18 protein-coding genes and 1 riboswitch are annotated in these 20,314 nt (G+C 35.2%); of the genes, 17 read left to right on the forward strand and 1 reads right to left on the reverse strand.

What is annotated here, in order from left to right; translation table 11 throughout:
• Positions 1 to 29 precede the first annotated feature (29 nt).
• The 16 genes from HMPREF0528_RS02140 to HMPREF0528_RS02215 all read left to right on the forward strand — a co-directional run bounded on the left by HMPREF0528_RS02140 (position 30) and on the right by HMPREF0528_RS02215 (position 17,280).
• Entirely contained in the window at positions 30 to 3,146 is a 3,117-nt protein-coding gene (locus tag HMPREF0528_RS02140; RefSeq protein WP_004894468.1) for a DNA polymerase III subunit alpha, read from the forward strand.
• A 173-nt stretch (positions 3,147 to 3,319) separates the two neighbouring features.
• Positions 3,320 to 4,279, forward strand: a complete 960-nt coding sequence (gene pfkA, locus HMPREF0528_RS02145; protein ID WP_004894473.1) for a 6-phosphofructokinase — start codon at positions 3,320 to 3,322, stop codon at positions 4,277 to 4,279.
• 34 nt (positions 4,280 to 4,313) lie between these two features.
• Entirely contained in the window at positions 4,314 to 6,083 is a 1,770-nt protein-coding gene (pyk, locus tag HMPREF0528_RS02150; protein WP_004894478.1) for a pyruvate kinase, read from the forward strand.
• Between the two features lie 112 nt (positions 6,084 to 6,195).
• On the forward strand, positions 6,196 to 7,089 hold the full coding sequence (locus tag HMPREF0528_RS02155) for a CvfB family protein (RefSeq protein ID WP_004894479.1): 894 nt from the start codon (positions 6,196 to 6,198) through the stop codon (positions 7,087 to 7,089).
• Positions 7,079 to 7,969 (forward strand): site-specific tyrosine recombinase XerD, encoded by an 891-nt coding sequence (xerD, locus tag HMPREF0528_RS02160; protein ID WP_004894482.1) that lies wholly within the window; start codon positions 7,079 to 7,081, stop codon positions 7,967 to 7,969. Before HMPREF0528_RS02155 ends, xerD begins: the two co-directional genes overlap by 11 nt.
• A 5-nt stretch (positions 7,970 to 7,974) precedes the next feature.
• A complete protein-coding gene (locus HMPREF0528_RS02165) occupies positions 7,975 to 8,337 on the forward strand; it encodes a hypothetical protein (protein ID WP_004894483.1) in 363 nt (120 codons plus the stop codon).
• The gene (locus tag HMPREF0528_RS02170; protein WP_004894487.1) at positions 8,330 to 9,073 is read left to right on the forward strand and encodes a segregation and condensation protein A; all 744 of its coding nucleotides are present in this window, start codon (positions 8,330 to 8,332) and stop codon (positions 9,071 to 9,073) included. Before HMPREF0528_RS02165 ends, HMPREF0528_RS02170 begins: the two co-directional genes overlap by 8 nt.
• Entirely contained in the window at positions 9,063 to 9,653 is a 591-nt protein-coding gene (scpB, locus tag HMPREF0528_RS02175; protein ID WP_004894489.1) for an SMC-Scp complex subunit ScpB, read from the forward strand. Before HMPREF0528_RS02170 ends, scpB begins: the two co-directional genes overlap by 11 nt.
• A gap of 1 nt (position 9,654) precedes the next feature.
• Complete coding sequence (locus tag HMPREF0528_RS02180) at positions 9,655 to 10,374, forward strand: pseudouridine synthase (protein WP_023599665.1); 720 nt, start codon at positions 9,655 to 9,657, stop codon at positions 10,372 to 10,374.
• A 60-nt stretch (positions 10,375 to 10,434) separates the two neighbouring features.
• Positions 10,435 to 11,202, forward strand: coding sequence for a LysM peptidoglycan-binding domain-containing protein (locus tag HMPREF0528_RS02185; RefSeq protein ID WP_004894492.1), 768 nt, complete (start codon positions 10,435 to 10,437; stop codon positions 11,200 to 11,202).
• Positions 11,203 to 11,272: 70 nt separating this feature from the next.
• A riboswitch (FMN riboswitch) is annotated at positions 11,273 to 11,384 on the forward strand.
• An 82-nt stretch (positions 11,385 to 11,466) separates the two neighbouring features.
• Positions 11,467 to 12,060, forward strand: a complete 594-nt coding sequence (locus HMPREF0528_RS02190) for an ECF transporter S component (protein WP_004894495.1) — start codon at positions 11,467 to 11,469, stop codon at positions 12,058 to 12,060.
• Positions 12,061 to 12,167: 107 nt separating this feature from the next.
• The gene (gene cmk / locus HMPREF0528_RS02195; protein ID WP_012846264.1) at positions 12,168 to 12,833 is read left to right on the forward strand and encodes a (d)CMP kinase; all 666 of its coding nucleotides are present in this window, start codon (positions 12,168 to 12,170) and stop codon (positions 12,831 to 12,833) included.
• A 62-nt stretch (positions 12,834 to 12,895) separates the two neighbouring features.
• Positions 12,896 to 14,098, forward strand: coding sequence for a 30S ribosomal protein S1 (gene rpsA, locus HMPREF0528_RS02200; RefSeq protein WP_004894499.1), 1,203 nt, complete (start codon positions 12,896 to 12,898; stop codon positions 14,096 to 14,098).
• A gap of 75 nt (positions 14,099 to 14,173) precedes the next feature.
• Positions 14,174 to 15,481 carry a ribosome biogenesis GTPase Der gene (der, locus tag HMPREF0528_RS02205; protein ID WP_004894502.1) on the forward strand — a complete coding sequence of 436 codons (1,308 nt, stop codon included), beginning with the start codon at positions 14,174 to 14,176 and terminating at the stop codon, positions 15,479 to 15,481.
• A gap of 163 nt (positions 15,482 to 15,644) precedes the next feature.
• Positions 15,645 to 15,920, forward strand: coding sequence for a non-specific DNA-binding protein Hbs (gene hbs / locus HMPREF0528_RS02210; RefSeq protein ID WP_004894504.1), 276 nt, complete (start codon positions 15,645 to 15,647; stop codon positions 15,918 to 15,920).
• A 100-nt stretch (positions 15,921 to 16,020) separates the two neighbouring features.
• The gene (locus HMPREF0528_RS02215) at positions 16,021 to 17,280 is read left to right on the forward strand and encodes a tetratricopeptide repeat protein (protein WP_004894507.1); all 1,260 of its coding nucleotides are present in this window, start codon (positions 16,021 to 16,023) and stop codon (positions 17,278 to 17,280) included.
• A 75-nt stretch (positions 17,281 to 17,355) separates the two neighbouring features.
• On the opposite strand, the gene HMPREF0528_RS02220 is transcribed toward HMPREF0528_RS02215, so the two are convergent.
• Positions 17,356 to 18,504, reverse strand: a complete 1,149-nt coding sequence (locus tag HMPREF0528_RS02220; RefSeq protein WP_004894512.1) for a DUF3800 domain-containing protein — start codon at positions 18,502 to 18,504, stop codon at positions 17,356 to 17,358.
• A 245-nt stretch (positions 18,505 to 18,749) separates the two neighbouring features.
• Between HMPREF0528_RS02220 and HMPREF0528_RS02225 the strand changes: the two genes are divergently transcribed.
• Positions 18,750 to 20,303 (forward strand): class I SAM-dependent DNA methyltransferase, encoded by a 1,554-nt coding sequence (locus tag HMPREF0528_RS02225; protein WP_004894513.1) that lies wholly within the window; start codon positions 18,750 to 18,752, stop codon positions 20,301 to 20,303.
• Positions 20,304 to 20,314 lie beyond the last annotated feature (11 nt).

The raw sequence follows: 20,314 nt of genomic DNA on the forward strand, positions 1-20,314 counted from the left end.
ATACTTAAATTATCAGAAAGGGTGAGTATATGGGAGCGGTTAGTTTACAAAATTTAAGCAGTTTTACTCTACTTGAGAGTCCAACTAAAGTTAAAAATTTAGCTGAAAATGCTAAGAAAAAAGGCTATTCTGCGATTGCTTTAACCGATATCAATATTACTTATGGCCTAGTCGATTTTTATAAGGCAGCAAAAGATACCGGAATTAAACCTTTACTAGGGATGCAACTTAGAATTAATGGTTTAATTGATGAAGCTAATAAGTATGATCTCATTGTAATTGCAAAAGATGACCAGGGATATAAAAATATTTTACGTTTATCTAGTGCAGTTAATCTTTTAACTGAAAATGGCGAAAAAGAAAATGTTTTAACTTTCGAAGATTTAAAAAAATATCTCGGCCATTTAATTCTAATTACTCCAAGCAATCTACATAGTGAACTAAAAATGTTGCAAACTAATAATCCTAAAATGGGAGCAAATTATTTACGAAAGCTGCAAGATTCTCTTCCGAGCTCATCTTCCATGTATTTGGGAGTCTATGCGGATTCGGGACAGCAAGAATATATAAATTATATTAGCTCACTGGCTACACAATTTAGCTTACCTCTAACTGCTGTAGAAGATGGACAGTACCTTAACCGTAATGAGCAATTTTTAAGACGTACACTTCAAGCAATTAAAACTAATACTCATTTAGAAAATATAGAACAGCTAGCTAAACAAGCTGGATCACACTATTTGAAAAATAGTGAAGAATTGCAGGTAAGTTATCGGAAGTTTGATATTGAAGATGCATTGGAGAACGCAGAAAAAATTGGAAAAATCTGTACTGCAGAAATCAAATTTCAAGATCCGCAATTACCCAAATTTAAACAAAATAAGTTTCCTACTTCAAAAGAATATTTGCATGCTTTAGCTCAAGAGGGTCTTGCAAAAAGATTTAATAATCAAATTCCCGCTCAATATCAAAAAAGACTTGATTATGAATTACAAGTAATTAATGAAATGGGATTTGATGATTATTTTCTTATTGTGTGGGATGTAATGAATTTTGCTCATAGTGTCCATATTACAACAGGACCGGGGAGAGGATCAGCAGCTGGATCTCTTGTTTCTTATGCCCTTAGAATTACTGAAGTGGATCCAATTGAATATAATTTGCTGTTTGAACGTTTCTTAAATCCGGCCCGGCAGCAAATGCCTGATATTGACTTAGATATTCCAGACAATCGTCGGGATGAAATAATTAAGTACATGTTTGAAAAGTACGGGATGAATCATGCGGCACAGATTTTAACGTTTGGTACTTTAGCGGCAAAGCAGGTTTTAAAAGATGTTTGTCGTGTTTTTGGATTAAATAAGGTCGAAACCTATCGTTGGTTAGATGCCATTCCGCACTCTAAGGGAAAAATCACCTTAGCTGAGGCCTATCAAAAATCAAAAGAATTGCAGCTATTAGTGAATACGAATGAATTGAGTAAAATTTTATTTGCGACCGCCGAGCATTTAGAAAATTTACCAAGGCACTATTCAATTCATGCGGCTGGTTTAGTAATTACTGATGATTCCCTGGCTGAAATCGTAGGACTTCAAGCAGGTCCCCTAGGAATTCCCGTAACTCAACAGACAAAATTTAATGTTGAATCACTAGGTTTGTTAAAGATTGACTTCTTGGGATTAAGAAATTTAACGATTTTAGGGAATATTGTTGCAGCTTTAAGAGCGGATGGAATTGACATCGATCCTAACCAAATTCCCTTAGATGATCAAGAAACACTTGCCTTGTTTCAACGCGGGGACACGGATGCAGTGTTCCAGTTTGAATCTGATGGAATTAAACGTGTCCTTGAACAACTTCATCCAGATAGTTTTGAAGATATTGTTGCAGTTAATGCCTTATACCGGCCCGGTCCAATAAATAATATTGATCATTTCATCAATAGAAAGCATGGAAAAGAAAGGGTTCAATATCCTGACCCTAGTTTAAAGAAAATTTTAGGTACTACCTATGGAGTTTTAGTTTATCAAGAGCAAGTTATGCAGACAGCTCAAGTTCTAGCAGGTTTTTCTTTAGGAGAGGCTGATCTTTTAAGACGTGCAATGTCTAAGAAAAATGCAGAGGTAATTCAACGTGAACGAGCTAAGTTTATTGAAGGTGCAATTAAATTAGGCCGTAAAAAGGAAACTGCTGAAAAAGTTTATGACTACATTGCACAGTTTGCTAATTATGGATTTAATCGTTCTCATGCCGTTGCCTACAGTAAGATTGCTTTTTGGCTTGCTTATTTTAAAGTGCATTATCCAGGAGCCTTTTATTTAGCTTTGTTAAACAGCAATATGGGTAATCGAAATAAAATTGCTCAATACCTAATGCAAGCTCAAGAAGCTGGAATTAAGATTTTGCCACCTGATATTGAAAATAGTAAGGCAGATTTTTCATTAGAGAATGGAAAAATTTTAGTCGGATTAAAGGCAATTCGAGGATTAAGAAGCGACTTATTAAAGCAAATTTTAGAAATTAAGCGTCCAATTAAGTCGATGACCGATTTTCTCTGGAAAATAGATAATAATTTGCTGAGTGCAGGCGCGGTCGAAAATTTAATCAAGGCAGGAACTTTTGATCGACTAGCTCCTAATAGAAATGAGCTGTTAAAAATAAATAAAGATTTAGTTGAGAGTGTAAAAATGGCAGGCTCAAATTTATCGTTATTCGAAACATTAGAGCCTAAAGTAGAAGAAGAAAAAATGCCAACTGCAGCTGAAAAATCAGCGATGGAAGTTGAAGCTATGGGTTTTAGTACTGGCATTAATCCGATTATTGCGGTTCAAAAATATGCTCGAAAGTTTAATGCAAAACGATTACAAGTTTTTGAGAGTAATGAACAAGGAATTGCAGTTGGAAAGTTAATGAAGGTTAAACCAATTACCACAAAAAAAGGTGATAATATGGCTTTTGCTGTTTTTAGTGATACTAGTGGTGAGAGAGACTTTACTATTTTTCCTCAAGTCTGGGAAAAAGTAGGTGAGAACTTGAAGATTGGTGAGATATATTTACTTCAAGTTAGGACACAAAGTGATCGTTTTAACCCTAACAAAATTCAATTTCTACTTTCTAATGCTCGGCAAGTTAATTTTAAAGATTAATTCAATTTTTTTGAAAGCAAGCAAAAGAGAGCATAATAAGGTTGAAAGCGAAAACATTTATTTTATAAGGATTATTAGTGAAAAAATAGGCTTTTTTTTGAAGACATTGAGTAAAAAAAATGGTACGATAAAACCGATGTGAGTAAAACACAGAAAATCGTAGAGGTGAATTCATGAAACGGATTGGTATTTTAACTAGTGGTGGAGATGCCCCTGGTATGAACGCTGCCATTAGAGCTGTTACTCGTACAGCTTTGGCAAACGGTATCGAAGTTTGCGGAATTCGTTATGGATATGCTGGTTTAGTTGCTGGTGATATTTTCCAAATGACTTCTGAAACAGTTGCGGATAAAATTAGCCGCGGCGGTACTTTTCTTTATTCAGCTCGTTTCCCAGAATTTAAGGAAGAAGAAGTTCAACTTAAGGGAATCGAACAATTAAAGAAGCACGGAATCGATGCTTTAGTTGTCATTGGTGGTGACGGTTCTTACCACGGTGCATTGAAGCTTACAAGACATGGCTATAATGCTATTGGTCTTCCTGGTTCAATTGACAACGATATTCCTTATACTGATTATACAATTGGTTTTGACACTGCATGTAGTACTGCAATGGAAGCCATTGATAAGATTCGTGACACTGCAACAAGTCACCAACGTGTATTTGTTGTAAATGTTATGGGTCGTGATTGTGGGGATATCGCAATGCACGTTGGTGTTGCTACCGGTGCTGACGCAATTGTTATTCCAGAAGAACCTTATGACATTAAGGAAATTGCTGAAAACTTGAAGCAAGGATTTGCTAATGGTAAGAAACATGGAATCGTTGTTTTAGCTGAAGGTGTTATGGACGCTGAAAAATTTAAGGATGAACTTCTTAAATATGGTGACTTTGACGCTCGTGCTAATGTATTGGGCCATATGCAACGTGGCGGAAGCCCAACAATGCGTGACCGTGTAATAGCAAGTGAAATGGGTGCCTACGCTGTTAAGTTATTACTTGAAGGTAAAGGCGGCTTAGCTGTTGGTATGGAAAACAACAAGCTTACTCACCATGATATTCTTGATTTGTTTGATGCGAAACACCACGGTAATTATGCGTTATACTCATTAAACAAAGACTTAGCCAAGTAGTTTTTGATTTTGTATTATAGGAGATTTTTTCAAGATGAAGAAAACTAAAATTGTTAGTACTTTAGGGCCAGCCTCAAACGATATTGAGACTATTACTAAATTAGCTGAAGCAGGTGCAAACGTATTCCGTTTCAACTTCTCACACGGTGACCACGAAGAACACCGTGCACGTATGAACATGGTTCGTGAGGTTGAAAAGAAGACTGGTAAACTTCTTGGCATTGCTCTTGATACTAAGGGTGCCGAAATTAGAACTACTGAACAAGAAGGCGGCAAGTTCACTATTAACACTGGTGACACTATCCGTATTTCTATGGACGACACTAAGAAGGGTAACAAGGACATGATCCACGTTACCTACGATGGTCTTTACGACGATACTCACGTTGGTGGTCACGTATTAATCGATGATGGTTTAGTTGACCTTTTGATTAAGGACAAAGATGACGCTAAGAGAGAATTAGTTTGTGAAGCTCAAAACACTGGTTTAATCGGTTCTAAGAAGGGTGTTAACGCTCCTGGCGTTGAAATCCGCCTCCCAGGTATCACTGAAAAAGATACTAACGATATTAAGTTCGGTTTGAAGGAAGGTATCAACTTCATCTTTGCTTCATTCGTTCGTAAAGCACAAGATGTTCTTGACATTCGTCAATTGCTTGAAGAAGCACATTGTGAATACGTAAAGATCTTCCCTAAGATTGAATCACAAGAGGGTATTGACAACATCGACGAAATCTTAAAGGTTTCTGATGGTTTAATGGTTGCTCGTGGTGACATGGGTGTTGAAATTCCATTTATCAATGTTCCATTTGTACAAAAAGAATTGATCAAGAGATGTAACGCTTTAGGTAAGCCAGTTATTACTGCTACTCAAATGCTTGACTCAATGCAAGAAAACCCACGTCCTACTCGTGCCGAAGTTACTGACGTTGCAAACGCTGTTCTTGATGGTACTGACGCAACTATGCTTTCAGGTGAATCTGCAAACGGTCTTTACCCAGTTAAAGCTGTTAAGGCTATGGCTGAAATCGACATGCGTACTGAAAAGCAACTTGCTAAACGTAACAATTTAGCTCTTCAAAGATTCGAAGAATACAAGGGTTCAAACGTTACTGAAGCTATCGGTGAATCAGTTGTTAGAACTGCTGAAGAATTGGGCGTTAAGACTATTATTGCAGCAACTGAATCTGGTTACACTGCACGTATGATTTCTAAGTACCGTCCAAACGCTGATATTATTGCTATGACTTTCAATGACAAGATTCAACACTCATTAGGTGTTGTTTGGGGTGTAAAGCCAATGTTGACTGAAAAGCCTAAATCTACTGAAGAAATGTTTGAAAAGGCAGCTGAACTTGCTAAAGAAACTGGTCTTGCAAAAGACGGCGACTTAGTAATTATCGTTGCTGGTGTTCCTTTGGGCGAAACTGGTACTACTAACTTGATGAAGTTACAATTAATCGGTACCCAACTTGTTAAAGGTTTAGGTGTTGGTGAACAATCAGTTATTGGTAAAGCTGTAGTTGCAACTTCTGCTGAAGAAGCTAACAGCAAAGTTCAAGATGGTGACATCTTAGTTGCTAAGACTACTAATAAGGATTACTTACCAGCAATCAAGAAGGCTTCAGGTATGGTAGTTGAAGCTTCTGGTTTAACTAGCCACGCAGCTGTTGTTGGTCTTTCACTTGGTATCCCAGTTATCGTTGGTGCTACTGATGCAGTAGAAAAGATCAAGGATGGTTCTAAGATTACTGTTGATGCTCGTCGCGGTGCTGTTTACCAAGGCGAAGCAACTAACCTTTAATCTGAATTAAATAGCTTATTAAAATAGTCAGCGAAAGCTGGCTATTTTATTTTTGTCTTTTTTTCCTTATACTATAAGATAATAGACAAAATAAAAGGATTGAGGCGCTATTATGTTAGGTGAAATAAGAAAAGGAAAAGTTACTGATGAAAATGAATCTGCTTTTTATGTGCAGGTTGAAGGAGTAACTTTTGAATTAAAGAAAATAGAAATTACACAAGATGAACCAATCCATTTAGGTGTTGAAGTACAAGGCTTTATTTATGAAAATAAGGATAAAAAGAAAGAAATGACACAATTTTATCCTTTTGCTCAAAAAGATCAGTATGGTTGGGCAACTGTAACAGAAGTGCGCCGTGACTTGGGTGTTTTCTTAGATATTGGTTTGAACGACAAAGATGTTGTCGTATCTTTAGATGATCTTCCACTTGAAAAGGATCAATGGCCAAAGAAAGACGATCGCTTATTAGTACGTCTTGAAACTGATGAAAAAGAGCGTATTTGGGCTAAAATGGCTGAAGAAAGCGTCTTTGAGCAATTAGCTGCTAATTTTCCAGCACATTTAGAGAATAAAAATATGTCCGGAACTGTTTATAGAAATTATGAAGTAGGTTCCTTTGTAATTACTGATCAGTACTACTTAGCCTTTGTTCATAAGTCTGAAATGTTTCGTCCATTACGACTAGGTCAAAAGATTAAGGGACGTGTAATTGGAGTTAGTCAATATGGTAGATTGAACTTAAGTGTTCTTCCTCGTGGATTTGAAGAAATTGACGATGACGCACAAATGATCTTAGTAAGTTTACGTCGTGAAGCTACAAAAACTCTACCATTTTACGATAAGAGTGATGCCCAAGAGATTAAAAATCACTTTGGTATTTCTAAATCAGCTTTTAAACGTGCCTTGGGACATTTATTAAAGGATGGTTTAATTACTGAAGATAAAGATGCAGGAACAATTAGCTTGGTAGAAAAAGATGACTCAGACACAGATAATGAAGGATAATTTAGAAGATTATTTACGATTTAGTCAAGTAGAACGTGGCTTAAGTCCCAATACAATTGTTTCTTACCGAACTGATTTAGAAGAATATTTAAGTTATTTAGAAGATCAGAATGAGACAAGTTGGGAAGTTGATTATCTAGTAGTTGATTCTTTTCTTGCAACACAAAAAGATAAGGGAAAAGCCACAACTTCAATCAGTAGAATGATCTCTAGCTTACGAAAATTTTATCAATGGCTTTTGCGGCAAGATATAATTGAACGTGATCCTTTAGTTAAAATTGATTCACCTAAAAGCGAACGTAGATTGCCGACAGCTCTTAGTGAGGAAGAAGTTACTAAATTGTTGGATGCTCCTGATACTAATACTAGTTTGGGGATTAGAGATCGAGCTATGCTTGAAGTGCTCTATGCAACTGGAATGCGGGTTAGTGAGTTAATTAATTTACGTACTGGCGATATTCACAGTGAGTTAAAAATTATTAGAGTTCTTGGTAAAGGATCAAAAGAACGTCTTGTTCCGATTACCGAAGTTGCTTTATCATGGTTAGAGAAATATCAAAAAGATGTCCGGGAGAATCAAGTCTTAAAAAGCGGTCAATTTACTGATGTGATTTTCCTAAATAATCATGGTCATCAATTGACGAGACAAGCTGTTTGGCAAAAGATAAAAAAATATTGTCAACTTATCGGAATAACCAAAAATGTTACACCACATACTCTTAGACATACTTTTGCGACTCATTTATTAGAAAATGGGGCGGATTTAAGAGTGGTTCAAGAAATCTTGGGCCATAGTGATATTACAACTACGCAGATTTATACTAATCTGACGCAGAAACATATTTTGGAGGTTTACAATCAAGCACATCCACGTGCCTAATTATTATGATCAGCAAATATAAAAAAGATTACGAAAAAACTGTAATGGGATATTTATCTTATCTCCCAGATTTTAAAAATATTAAGAATCTGCAAGAAGAGATGAAACTGTATACTAGTGATTCCAATCAATTCGAGGTTCTTATCTATCAACAAGATGGTAATGCTCGCGGTATTGTCGGTATTCAAGAAGAGAAAGAGTTTATTATTATTCGCTATTTATCTCTTGATCCAACAATGCGTGATGAAAAAACAAAGCAATTGGTAATGAATGACCTAAAGCATCTTTATCCTGATAAAATGATTACTGCCTTACCTAATTGGGCATCTTTATTAAATTATTTAAAGGAAAATAAAACTGATGAATAATGTTGATGAATTAACTTTAGATCTTCCTAATTTTACGGGACCATTAGATTTACTTTTACACTTAATTAGGTCGCAAAAAATAGATATATATGATATTCCAATTGCAAAAATTACGGGACAATATTTAGCTAATTTAGCTCGCTGGCAAACTTTGGACTTACAAATTGCTGGAGAGTATTTTGTGATGGCGTCAACATTACTTAGAATTAAGTCTCAATATTTACTTCCTAAAAATGACTTTATTGAGGAAGATCAGTATCAAGAAGATCCACGTACTGAACTTGTTGAGCAACTAGTCCAGTACTCAGTCTTTCAAAGAATTGCCGAATACTTAAAAAAAAGAGATGAAGAAATGCCAATTACAGTGGCAAAGGATCCATCTGTTTCCCCTAAAAAAGAGATTGAACCACTTCCTTTAGGAGAAATTACAAGTGATGAACTTGCAAATACTTTTAAAGTGGTTTTAGAGCGATTCAAACTGAGAAAGCCACAAGTTGGAAAAATTGAGGTTCACGAGACTTCAATTGAAGAAATGACAAGCTTTTTAAAAAACAGGTTACAAAAGAAAAGATCGACTAGTTTTTTTGATTGTATTAAAAACTTTCAAGATCTTGATCAAGTAATTGGTTTATTCCTAGCAGTTTTAGAATTATGTCGTGATCATAAAATTGTAGTAAAGCAAAATAGAGATTTTGGTGATCTAGAGTTAGAGAAAGTTGAGATTAATGGCAAGTAAAGAAGCAGAATTAGAAGCCTTACTTTATGCAGCGGGGGATGATGGTTTAGAAACTGAGAATTTACTACAGTTGTTAGAAATTTCTCCAGCTGCTCTAAGAGAATTAGCTAATCATCTTAAGGACCGATTGAAAAATGATAAAAATTCAGGTTTGCAGTTAATTTGTATCAACCAAACTTATAAGTTAACGACTAGTCCGAAATGCGGAGATATTATTTCTAAATTTTTCCAAAAAGATCTATCTAAGAATCTAAGTCAGTCAGCACTTGAAATTTTGTCGATTATTGCATATCGACAACCAATTACGCGAGTTGAAATTGATGACTTAAGAGGAGTTAACTCAGCAGGTGCGCTGCAAACTTTGGTTTGGCGTGGATTAATCAAAGTAGATGGAAAAAAGGATGTCCCAGGCCATCCTAACTTATATGTAACGACCGATTACTTTTTACAGTACTTTAACTATGAAAGTTTGGCTGATTTACCAGTAATTGAAGAATTTGAAGCAGATGATAATCCTGTGAACCTATTTAATCAGGACGATAGTAGAAATAAAGAAATTAATTTTGATGAGGGTGAGTAAAATGGCTGAAAGATTACAAAAAGTAATTGCGCAGGCAGGAATTGCCTCAAGACGTAAGGCTGAAAAGATGATTACAGCAGGACAAGTAACTGTTAATGGTAAAAAAGTTACTGAACTAGGAACAAAAGTTGAACCTAGCGACAAGATTGAAGTAAATGGAGTTCCAATTGAAAAAGAAGCGCTTCATACATACTTGTTTTATAAACCACGTGGTGTCATTTCTTCAGTAAGCGATGACAAAGGAAGAAAGACAGTGGTTGATTTCTTTGAAGATGTACCATATCGCCTTTATCCAGTAGGGCGTCTTGATTACGATACATCTGGCTTATTATTAATGACAAACGATGGTGAATTAGCAAATAAATTAATGCACCCACGTAACGAAGTGCCAAAGGTTTATGTAGCAAAGATTAAAGGGATTCTTTCTCCCGAAGAGATTCGCTCTCTTACTCATGGTGTGCGTATTGATGGACGAAAGAGTGCACCAGCTAAGCTAAAGATTTTAAAGACTGATGAGAAAAAGAAGACTCAAATTGTTCAATTGACTATCCATGAGGGTCACTACCACCAAGTTAAGAGAATGTTTGAAGCAGTACATCACTTTGTAGAGAAATTAGCTCGTGAAAAATATGCCTTTTTAACTTTAAAGTCATTAAATTCGGGCGAGTATCGTGAATTAACGAATGAAGAGGTCTTTCGTTTAAATCACTTAGCCGACTAACGCTTTATTAAAAGCTATGATAAAATAAAACTAATAATCTATAATTTGGAGGACTTTTGAATGAAGGAAAATAAATCTCAGGACAATAAAGAACCAAAAGGCCCTTACAAGCATTTTGAGCGTCCTAAAACATCTAGAAGGGCAATGCATCATCGGGAGTCAGAACCAGAAGCAGAGCCAGAAGTTACTTCTAGAAAATCTACTCAATCAGAAGGCAGTCCAAAAGGTCCACATCATAGTCAGCTCTGGGCTGGATTGATTATTGTTGCAATAATTATCATTGCATTAATTCCGATTGTTTCTTCAAGATTGCACGCAAACTCTAATAACTTAGCTGAAAAGAGCGTTAAGGTTTCAAAAAGCTCATCTTCTAAGTCTCACAAGACTAAAAGTAAAAAGAGTAAGCACAGCTCTTCTAAGAAGAGTAAGTCTAAGAGTAGCAGTGTGAGAAGAGAAGAAGAAAGTTCTTCAAGTCAATCTCAAGATACAACATCAGCTGTTGTTAGTCAGTCAGAATCTCAAAGTAGTCAGGTTAGTCAAAGCAGTAGTAGCCAATCTTATGAATCTAGTGCTAGTCAAACTACTACTCAAGATCAAAGCCAACAATCAACTCAAAACTCGACTCAAACTAATCAAAATACTTGGCAAAACAATGGTGGAAGTAGTTCTTCACAACATGAGGCACCAAGATCTTACACTGTGCAAGAGGGAGATTCTTTATCAAAGATTGCCCGTGAAAATAACACTTCAGTGCACCACTTAGAGCAAATTAATGATTTAGAGTCAGCTGATAGTATTAGTATTGGCCAATCAATAAAATTAAGATAATAAAAAACAATAATGTTTACAATTCTACCAAGAAGTATTATTATTTACTTGTAAAAAATAAATACAAGGATGTTGTCTTCAGGGCAGGGCGAAATTCCCGACCGGCGGTTAGAGTCCGCGAGCTACACATGTAGTTGAACCTCAGGTACCGATAGTTATAGTCTAGATGGAAGAAGACAGACTAAAGAATTAAACATGATTTAGATGATTAATAAGGTCTGTTGCTGAAGCGACAGACCTTTTGTATGTTATGGAGGAACTATCATGCAAAGAAAAACAAGTTTAAGTCATGTAAGATTAGCCTACTGGCTCGCTTGGGCAATGATTGGTGCATTAGCATTTTTGATTATGAAGATTGAAGTCCCAATTATTCCCGGCTTTGATTACTTAAAGATGGATTTTTCTGATTCATTAGTAGCTTTAAGTACTTTGGTTTTTGGTCCTTTGGGCGGGACAATGATTGCGCTTTTTAAATCATTGTTGAGCCTTTTTATTTCGGGATTTAACCCAATTTCAATGATTGGTCAATTGGCTGCATTTTTAGCAAGCTTAGCTTATATCTTGCCATTCTACTTCATTAGTAAAAAGCATGAAGACAAAGTACAATACCAAATTTTGGGATTAGCAGTCGGAACAATTGCTTTAACGGTAGTAATGTCTTTAGCAAACTACTTCGTTTTAACTCCAATGTATATTTCTTTGATGGGCTTTAAGCTTAATTCATCGCTTTTAACTTATATTGTTTCAGCAATTGTGCCGTTTAACCTAATTAAAGGGATAATTAATAGTATTGTCGTTTTATTATTGGCTAAGACCTTATTGCCAGTTTTAGAAAAATTTGTAAGACGTAACTTTTAAAGCTTAAATAGTAAAAATAATTTTATTTAGCAGGAGTCATTTGACTTCTGTTTTTTGTTTTATGGTAGAATTTACTTTGAATGAAAAAGAAAGGACTAAATTATTTAATGCAAGTAGCTATTGATGGTCCTGCATCAGCGGGGAAGAGTACAGTTGCTAAAATTATCGCACATAATTTGGGCTATATTTATATCGATACTGGTGCAATGTATCGAGCATGTACATTAATTGCACACGATAATAACGTTGACTATGGGGATGAAAAGGCAATTTTGAACTTAATCGACCATAGTACAATTGATTTTAAGCAAGAAGATGGAGAACAAAAGGTTTACGTAAATGGTAAGGATGTATCAATTGACATCAGAACACCTGAAATTACAGAGAACGTTTCGCAAGTTTCTGCCTTAAGATCAATTCGTGAAAAGATGGTTGAATTGCAGCGCGAAATGGCGGGCAAGCACGATGTTATTATGGATGGTCGTGATATTGGAACGACAGTTTTACCAGATGCAGAGGTAAAAATTTTCTTAATCGCTAGTGTTGCATCAAGAGCTAAGAGACGCTTCTTAGATTTTCAAGAAAAAGGCATTCATCAAGATTTAAAAGATATCGAACATGATATTGAAGTTAGAGACTATAAAGATTCGCATCGTGAAATTTCTCCATTGAAAAAAGCAGATGATGCAATTGAATTAGATACTACAAACTTAACAATTGATGAAGTTGTAGCCAAAATAACCGAGATAATTCAAAAAAAGCAAAAAAATTAAACAAAAGTGTGGAAAAAAGATATCAAGTACTTTAAAATAAAGTATGATATTGGGAGGTAATTATGACAGATAATAGTAATCAATTCTTAGATGCTCTAAAAGAAATGCAGGGAGTTGAAGTCGGCAACATTGTTAACGTTGAAGTTTTAAGTGTTGAAGATGGACAAATCGCTGTTGGTGTTGAAAATGCAGGTGTTGAAGGTGTAATCACTAAGCGTGAATTCACTAACGACCGTAATGCAGATTTGAACCAATTGGTAAAACCTGGTGATAAGTTTGAAGCTTTAGTTCTTAGAAGAGCTGGTGGCGACAAGGAAAACGGTGAATTCTTCTTCTCAGTTACTCGTTTGAAGGAAAGAGAAGCTTACAAGGAATTAGAAAAGGTCTTCGAAGAAGGCAAGACTGTTGAAGGTACTGTAACTGGTGCTGTTCGCGGTGGTTTATTAGTTGATGTTGGTACACGTGGATTCTTACCAGCTTCATTAATTTCTAACCGTTACGTTTCTGACTTGAAGCCTTACATTGGCAAGAAGATGAACTTGAAGATCACTGAAATTGATCCTAACAAGAACAGATTAATTCTTTCAAGAAAAGACTTAATCGAACAAGAACGTGAAGAAGCTTTCGAAAACGTTGCTTCACAATTAGTTGTAGGTGACACTGTTGAAGGTAAAGTATCACGTTTAACTGGTTTTGGTGCCTTTGTTGACGTTGGTGGTGTGGACGGTTTAGTTCACATTTCAGAAATTTCTTACAAACATATTGATAAGCCAAGCGATGTATTGAAGGCTGGTCAAGATGTTAAGGTTAAAGTTATCGGTATTGATGACGATAGACACAGAATCTCCCTGTCAATTAAGCAAACTTTACCATCCCCATTTGAAGAAGCTACTGAAGGCTTACATGAAGGTGACATCATTGAAGGTGAAGTTAAGACTTTAACTTCATTCGGTGCATTCATCGAAGTAGCTGATGGAATTCAAGGCTTAGTACACGTTTCAGAAATTGCTAACAAGCACGTTGATAAGCCAAGTGATGTTTTAAAGGTTGGTCAAACTGTTAAAGTTAAAGTTTTAGGTGTTGACCCAAGTGACAGAAGAATCTCATTGTCAATCAAGCAAGCTGATCCTAATGCTGCTAAGAGTGAAAACAACTCACGTCCACGTCGTCGTCAAGATTCTGTAGCTGATAAGTACATGAATGACAATGACAACGGTTTTGCTTTAGGTGACATTATTGGTGATCAACTTAAAGATAAGGATTAATCGTCATTAGTCTAAAAAAAAGCTGACTCCGGTCAGCTTTTTTTATTTCATTAGATAGAAAGGGGTAGAAATAATATGTCATTACCCGTAGTTGCATTAGTTGGACGTCCAAATGTTGGTAAGTCAACTATTTTTAACAGAATTATTAATTCTCGTGTAGCTATTGTTGAAGATAAGGCTGGAGTTACTAGAGATAGAATTTATGCCCGTGCTGAATGGATGGGTCATGAATTTATCCTAATTGATACTGGTGGTATTACTCTAGACTCTGGTGAAATTGAAGAACAAATTAAGGCACAAGCTGAAATTGCCATTGATGAAGCAGATGTAATTGTGATGTTAGGGGATGTTACTCAACATATGACTAACATGGATGAAACAATTGCTAAAATGCTTTATCGAACTAAGAAACCAGTTATTTTAGCCATTAATAAGGCTGATAATCCTGAGCAAAGAACAGATATTTATGACTTTTACAGCTTAGGATTAGGCGACCCCATCCCAGTTTCTGGTAGTCATGGAACTGGAATGGGAGATTTACTAGATGCTATCGTTGGTGAATTTGGAGACAAGGCTAACCAACATGAAGACGGTTCAATTCGCTTTAGTGTGATTGGACGTCCAAATGTCGGTAAATCTTCACTTGTAAATGCTATTTTAGGTGAACAACGTGTAATTGTTTCTAATATCGAAGGAACGACTAGAGACGCCATTGACACGACTTTTACCAATGATGGGCAAAAGTATACTATCGTTGATACAGCCGGCATCAGACGGCGTGGCAAGGTTTATGAGAAGACCGAGAAGTATTCTGTCTTAAGAGCGATCAGTGCTATTGAAGAAAGTGATATTACACTTTTAGTCTTAGATGCAAGCACGGGTATTCGTGAACAAGATAAGCACGTAGCTGGATACGCTCATGACGCAGGCCGCGGTGTAATTATTGTTGTAAATAAGTGGGATCTACCTAAAAAAGATAGTAGAAGTATGAAGGACTTTGAAGATACAATCCGAAGAGAGTTCCAATACTTAGACTATGCTCCAATTATTTTTGTGTCTGCTAAGACTGGTCAAAGAGTTCCAGATATCTTAAAGCTTGTTAAAGAAGTTCATGAAAATCAAACTCGTCGAATTCAGTCTAGTGTCTTGAACGATTTACTTCTTGAAGCAACTAGAATTACACCAACTCCACTTGTTAATGGAAAGAGATTAAGAATCTACTACATGACCCAGGTTGCTGTAACTCCGCCAACATTTGTTGTCTTTGTAAATGATCCAGAGTTGCTTCACTTCTCATACCAAAGATTTTTAATTAATCAATTAAGACAAAACTTTGATTTTGTGGGAACACCAATTAAAATCTTAGCTAGAAAACGTAAATAAGCCTTAAATTTCAAAAAAATAGGGATATATCTGCGAAAAAGCTTGCAACTAAGCGTCTTAGTGTGCTAATTTTATTGCAGGGAATAAATGAATAACTCATTTTTCTTATTTTCAAAGGTTTTGTTTAAAAATATTATTAGTTCATTTTGGGAGGTGAAGTGGAATGGCAAACAAGGCAGAATTAGTTTCTGAAGTTGCTGCTAAAACTGACTTAACCAAGAAAGAAGTTGCTGCTGCAGTTGATGCAATCTTTAACTCTATTCAAGAAGATCTTGCTAAGGGTGAAAAAGTTCAATTGATCGGTTTCGGTACTTTTGAAGTACGTCACCGTGCAGCTCGTAAGGGTCGTAACCCACAAACTGGGGCTGAAATCGAAATCCCAGCTTCTAAGGTTCCTGCATTTAAGCCAGGTAAAGCTCTTAAGGATGCTGTTAAGTAATTGTTCAGTTACTAGCAAAATAAAAACGTGCTAAGTTGTATAGCTTGGCACGTTTTTTGTGTACAATTATTGTGAGAGCACAAATGAAAAGAGTGAAAAAATGACTTATTCTGAACAACTATTAGATGCAATTCAAAATCATGATTTTTCTGATAATCGAATTCTCTTGAAAAAGGCTTTGGATAATGATGACCCAGAAATCCTTGCTTCTTTAGCTGAAAACTTAACTGATCTTGGTTTTACTGATCTTTCTAAAGAAGTTTACCGTTTTTTGATTGGACAATTTCCTAAAGAGGACTTGTTTAAGGTCTATTTAGCTGAAATTTTGTTAAATGATGGGGATGAAGACGATGGCTTGCAGCTACTTTATGATGTAAAGCCAAATAGTGATGCTTACCTTGAAAGTTTACTTGATTTAGCTGATTACTATCAAAGTAATGGGCTAATTGAAACAGCCCATCAAAAGCTCTTAGAAGCACATAAATTAGCTCCTGATGAAGATGCCATTAACTTTGGCTTGGCTGAATTAGACTACCTTAGCGGTGACTACAGCGAAGCCTTAGACTTATACCGTGAATTAGCTAAAAATAATAAGACTTTTGGTGAAGTAGTTTTAAGTCAAAGAATTGCAGCTTGTCTTGCTAAATTGGGTGAGTATGAAGAAGCAGCAAATGAAATTAAGAGTCATGAAAATGATATTTTAAGTATTGATGCTCTTTATGAAGCTGGATTAATTATGCTTTCGGCTAACGATAATAAGGCTGCAATTAAGTACCTAGACCAAGTAATTGAAACTCAACCTGATTATGTAAATGCTTATCCACTTCTTGCCCAAGCTTATGCCGCAGAAGATAATAATGAGGAAGTACTCAGAACTGCGCAAACAGGTTTGTCTTATAATGAATTAGATGAGGTTCTGTATAGTTTGGGTGCCAAAGCTGCCGCTAACTTGAACCAATTAGATGAAGCAGAACGCTTGCTTAAAAAGGGACTTGAGGTTGCTCCTGACAACAGTGATTTGCGCTTGCAGTTGTCTAACTTATACCTTCACCAGCATCAAGATGAGGCTAATATTAGCTTGTTCAAGGATCTTGACGATGAAGAGTTAGAGCCACAAGCTCACTGGAATTTGGCTGTTTCTTATCAAAGACTTGAAGATTATGATAAGGCTAAGAGTGAATTCTTGCTTGCCTATCCAGCCTTCCAAAATAATGCAAGCTTCTTGAGACAGATGATTAGCTTGTTCTATGAGTTGCGTGAGATTCCAACAACTAAGGAATTGATTAAGAAGTACCTGCAGATTCAACCAGATGATCTTGATATGCAAGATATGTTAGATGAATTGAATAGTGAAGAGTAGTATAGCAACTGTTTAGAAAGTAATAGACTTTGATATTAAAAAATATCCCTCGAAGATAATTTGAGGGATATTTTTTTACAATAATTTATCCAGTTGTTTGTTAAATCTTTTGAGACCTAATCTAAGGATAAAAATCTTAAGTTTACTTAATTGGACTTTTTGTAATTTGTTTATATTTCGTTGCATATTAGTGATTGAACGATTACAGCTTTTATGATTATATTTTCGACTTAAGTTGTTAATGTACGCACTTGGTACTTTTTTTCCATAAATTTTAAGTAGGAATTTATTCAATGAGATTAAAATTTTGACAAATTTGCGGTTAACTTCTTCTTCATCGGTTTTAGTTTTTGCCTTAGTTAATTTCATTCTTATAGTATTAAAGTTATTTGTTTCTTGATGTTGGTGAGAATCAGAGTCTAGCTCATTCTTAAGTACTTTTTTAAAAGCTGTTAAATCTTTTTTAGTAGGACTTTTCATTGTAAGACTTACTAAACCATATAATTTCAAAAAGGTGTCTTGATCTTGAAAATCCAGAGTATCAACCATTGATGTAACTTTAAAAGGAATGATAGATCTATTCTCATCATTTACGCCATGTTTTTCTTGCTTGCGATAGGCCCCAACGAGCATATCAGCCATTTGAATGCCTAACTCTTTCTTACTGTCGCATGTTTGATAGGTGAAAAGTACGTGGTTTTCTTCGCCTAAACTTTTGATAATCTGGGAAAGTAACCTGTAGCCAAAGTATTCACTTTCAAGGTGAGAATTCAAATTAGTTTGATCAAGATATATATGTAATTTTAAGTCAACGGCGGGATTTTGGTGGCGTAGATCTTCAATAATTTTTTTAACTGGATAAATGTAAGATTGAAGTATTAACACTTGCTGCACAATCGCTTTATCAAGTGAGTTATCGGACTTGTGGTAAGTAGGCCGTTGATAAATATAAGCGCTAGTTAGAAAGGGTTTAACAATATCTAAGGCTAAACGATTCATTGTGTCTGAAACATTTACACTCTTTTTCTCCTTTTTACGACAGGAGTGATATATTTTTTGAAAGTACCTATCATATAGCTCTCTTAGTCGAAAAGTTGGGATGACTAAAAAGCCGGTATAGAACTTGTCGGCTGTATTGTAAGATTGAAAAGAAATGCTTTCGTCGATAAAAATGTGAAATTGCTTGGTATGACGACGTGGATGAAAGAACTGCTTTAAGATCATATTTTTTCTCCAAATAAATCTGATAGGAATATTATATCGAACATGTGTTCTGAAAGAAAGCGAACAAGATAAATATTTAATCATGGATAAGGGAAGATTAAATAAGTTGTTGAGAGTTTTTTGTATGAATCATATTTTTTATTATGTAAAATAGATCGAACGTATTTTCTTAATGATCTTGTTGTTAAATGGGCATTCAGGGTAAAATAGAAATATTATTAGTATAAGAAAATTAGGAGTTAATAATGATTGCAGGAGAACTAAAAAGTAAGATTGATAGTTTATGGGAAACCTTTGCGACTGGTGGCCTAACTAATCCATTAAATGTAATTGAACAGATTACATATTTGATGTTTATCAAAGATTTAGATGATTCAGATAATAGAAGAAAAAAGGATAATATCTTATTAGGATTAAATGATTACGAATCCATTTTTGATGGAGAGGTAAAAATTGATGATGATCTAACAGTTGATGGTGATGAACTAAGATGGTCCACATTTAAAGATTTTGCACCTGAAAAGATGTTTTCTATTGTTCAAACAGAAGTATTTCCGTTTATTAAAAATTTGAAAAATGATGAAGAAGGTTCATATGCTCGTTACATGAAAGATGCAACTTTCTTAATTCCAACTCCCGGTCTACTGTCTAAAGTAGTCGGAGAATTAGATGATATTTACAGACTGATGGATGCAGAAGTTCAAAAAGATAACTCTAAAAATAAAGAAAAAGCTCTTATTATAAATAGAGGAGACGTTCGCGGGGATGTATACGAATATCTTTTAGGAAAGTTGTCTACTGCAGGTAGAAATGGTCAGTTTAGGACTCCACGTCACATTATCAAAATGATGGTGGAATTAATGAATCCCCAAGTTACTGATAAAATTTGTGATCCAGCTGCAGGAACAGCGGGGTTCTTAGTAGAAGCTGCTGAATTTCTTCAAGATAAGAGAAAAGAAGAAATTTTTTATAGGAAAGAAAATAGACATTACTTTCATAATGAAATGTTTACAGGATATGATACCGATCAAACCATGCTTCGTATCGGAGCTATGAATATGTTATCTCATGGAGTAGATAATCCGAATATTGAGTATCAAGATAGTCTATCTGAACAAAATACTGATAGAGATGAATATTCTTTAATTATGGCTAACCCTCCATTTAAGGGGAGCTTAGATTATGATTCGGTTTCAAAAGATCTGCTTAAAATTTGTAAAACTAAAAAAACAGAATTACTTTTTGTAACTTTATTCTTGCAAATGTTAAAAGTGGGTGGAAGATGTGCCTGTATTGTTCCAGATGGTGTTTTATTTGGATCATCTAAAGCTCATAAATCAATTAGAAAAGAAATAATTGAAAATAATAATTTAGAAGCAGTTATTTCAATGCCTTCGGGAGTGTTTAAACCTTATGCTGGAGTTTCGACGGCTATCTTAATTTTTACTAAAACAGGTAATGGTGGAACTGATAAAGTTTGGTTCTACGATATGACTGCTGATGGATTTTCTCTTGATGATAAAAGAACTCCAGTTAAAGAAAATGATATACCTGATATTATTGAACGCTTTAATCATTTAGATAAAGAAGTTGATCGTAAGAAGACCGACAAGTCCTTTATGGTTGATAAGAAAGATATCGTTGACAATGATTATGATCTTTCGATTAATCGGTATAAAGAAATTGAGTATAAACCAGTTGAATATCCACCAACAGAAGAGATTATTGCTGAAATTGAGAAGTTAGATAAAGAAGCAAATGATGCATTACAAGAGTTAAAAGCTCTTTTAAAAGACTAGAAAGGAAAAAC

The sequence above is a fragment of the Lactobacillus johnsonii ATCC 33200 genome, from assembly GCF_000159355.1.
Classification (GTDB): domain Bacteria; phylum Bacillota; class Bacilli; order Lactobacillales; family Lactobacillaceae; genus Lactobacillus; species Lactobacillus johnsonii.

Coding starts and splice junctions, on each gene's coding strand:
- HMPREF0528_RS02140 (WP_004894468.1), top strand. CDS start 30: ATGGGAGCGGTTAGTTTACAAAATTTAAGCAGTTTTACTCTACTTGAG.
- pfkA (WP_004894473.1), top strand. CDS start 3,320: ATGAAACGGATTGGTATTTTAACTAGTGGTGGAGATGCCCCTGGTATG.
- pyk (WP_004894478.1), top strand. CDS start 4,314: ATGAAGAAAACTAAAATTGTTAGTACTTTAGGGCCAGCCTCAAACGAT.
- HMPREF0528_RS02155 (WP_004894479.1), top strand. CDS start 6,196: ATGTTAGGTGAAATAAGAAAAGGAAAAGTTACTGATGAAAATGAATCT.
- xerD (WP_004894482.1), top strand. CDS start 7,079: ATGAAGGATAATTTAGAAGATTATTTACGATTTAGTCAAGTAGAACGT.
- HMPREF0528_RS02165 (WP_004894483.1), top strand. CDS start 7,975: ATGATCAGCAAATATAAAAAAGATTACGAAAAAACTGTAATGGGATAT.
- HMPREF0528_RS02170 (WP_004894487.1), top strand. CDS start 8,330: ATGAATAATGTTGATGAATTAACTTTAGATCTTCCTAATTTTACGGGA.
- scpB (WP_004894489.1), top strand. CDS start 9,063: ATGGCAAGTAAAGAAGCAGAATTAGAAGCCTTACTTTATGCAGCGGGG.
- HMPREF0528_RS02180 (WP_023599665.1), top strand. CDS start 9,655: ATGGCTGAAAGATTACAAAAAGTAATTGCGCAGGCAGGAATTGCCTCA.
- HMPREF0528_RS02185 (WP_004894492.1), top strand. CDS start 10,435: ATGAAGGAAAATAAATCTCAGGACAATAAAGAACCAAAAGGCCCTTAC.
- HMPREF0528_RS02190 (WP_004894495.1), top strand. CDS start 11,467: ATGCAAAGAAAAACAAGTTTAAGTCATGTAAGATTAGCCTACTGGCTC.
- cmk (WP_012846264.1), top strand. CDS start 12,168: ATGCAAGTAGCTATTGATGGTCCTGCATCAGCGGGGAAGAGTACAGTT.
- rpsA (WP_004894499.1), top strand. CDS start 12,896: ATGACAGATAATAGTAATCAATTCTTAGATGCTCTAAAAGAAATGCAG.
- der (WP_004894502.1), top strand. CDS start 14,174: ATGTCATTACCCGTAGTTGCATTAGTTGGACGTCCAAATGTTGGTAAG.
- hbs (WP_004894504.1), top strand. CDS start 15,645: ATGGCAAACAAGGCAGAATTAGTTTCTGAAGTTGCTGCTAAAACTGAC.
- HMPREF0528_RS02215 (WP_004894507.1), top strand. CDS start 16,021: ATGACTTATTCTGAACAACTATTAGATGCAATTCAAAATCATGATTTT.
- HMPREF0528_RS02220 (WP_004894512.1), bottom strand. CDS start 18,504: ATGATCTTAAAGCAGTTCTTTCATCCACGTCGTCATACCAAGCAATTT.
- HMPREF0528_RS02225 (WP_004894513.1), top strand. CDS start 18,750: ATGATTGCAGGAGAACTAAAAAGTAAGATTGATAGTTTATGGGAAACC.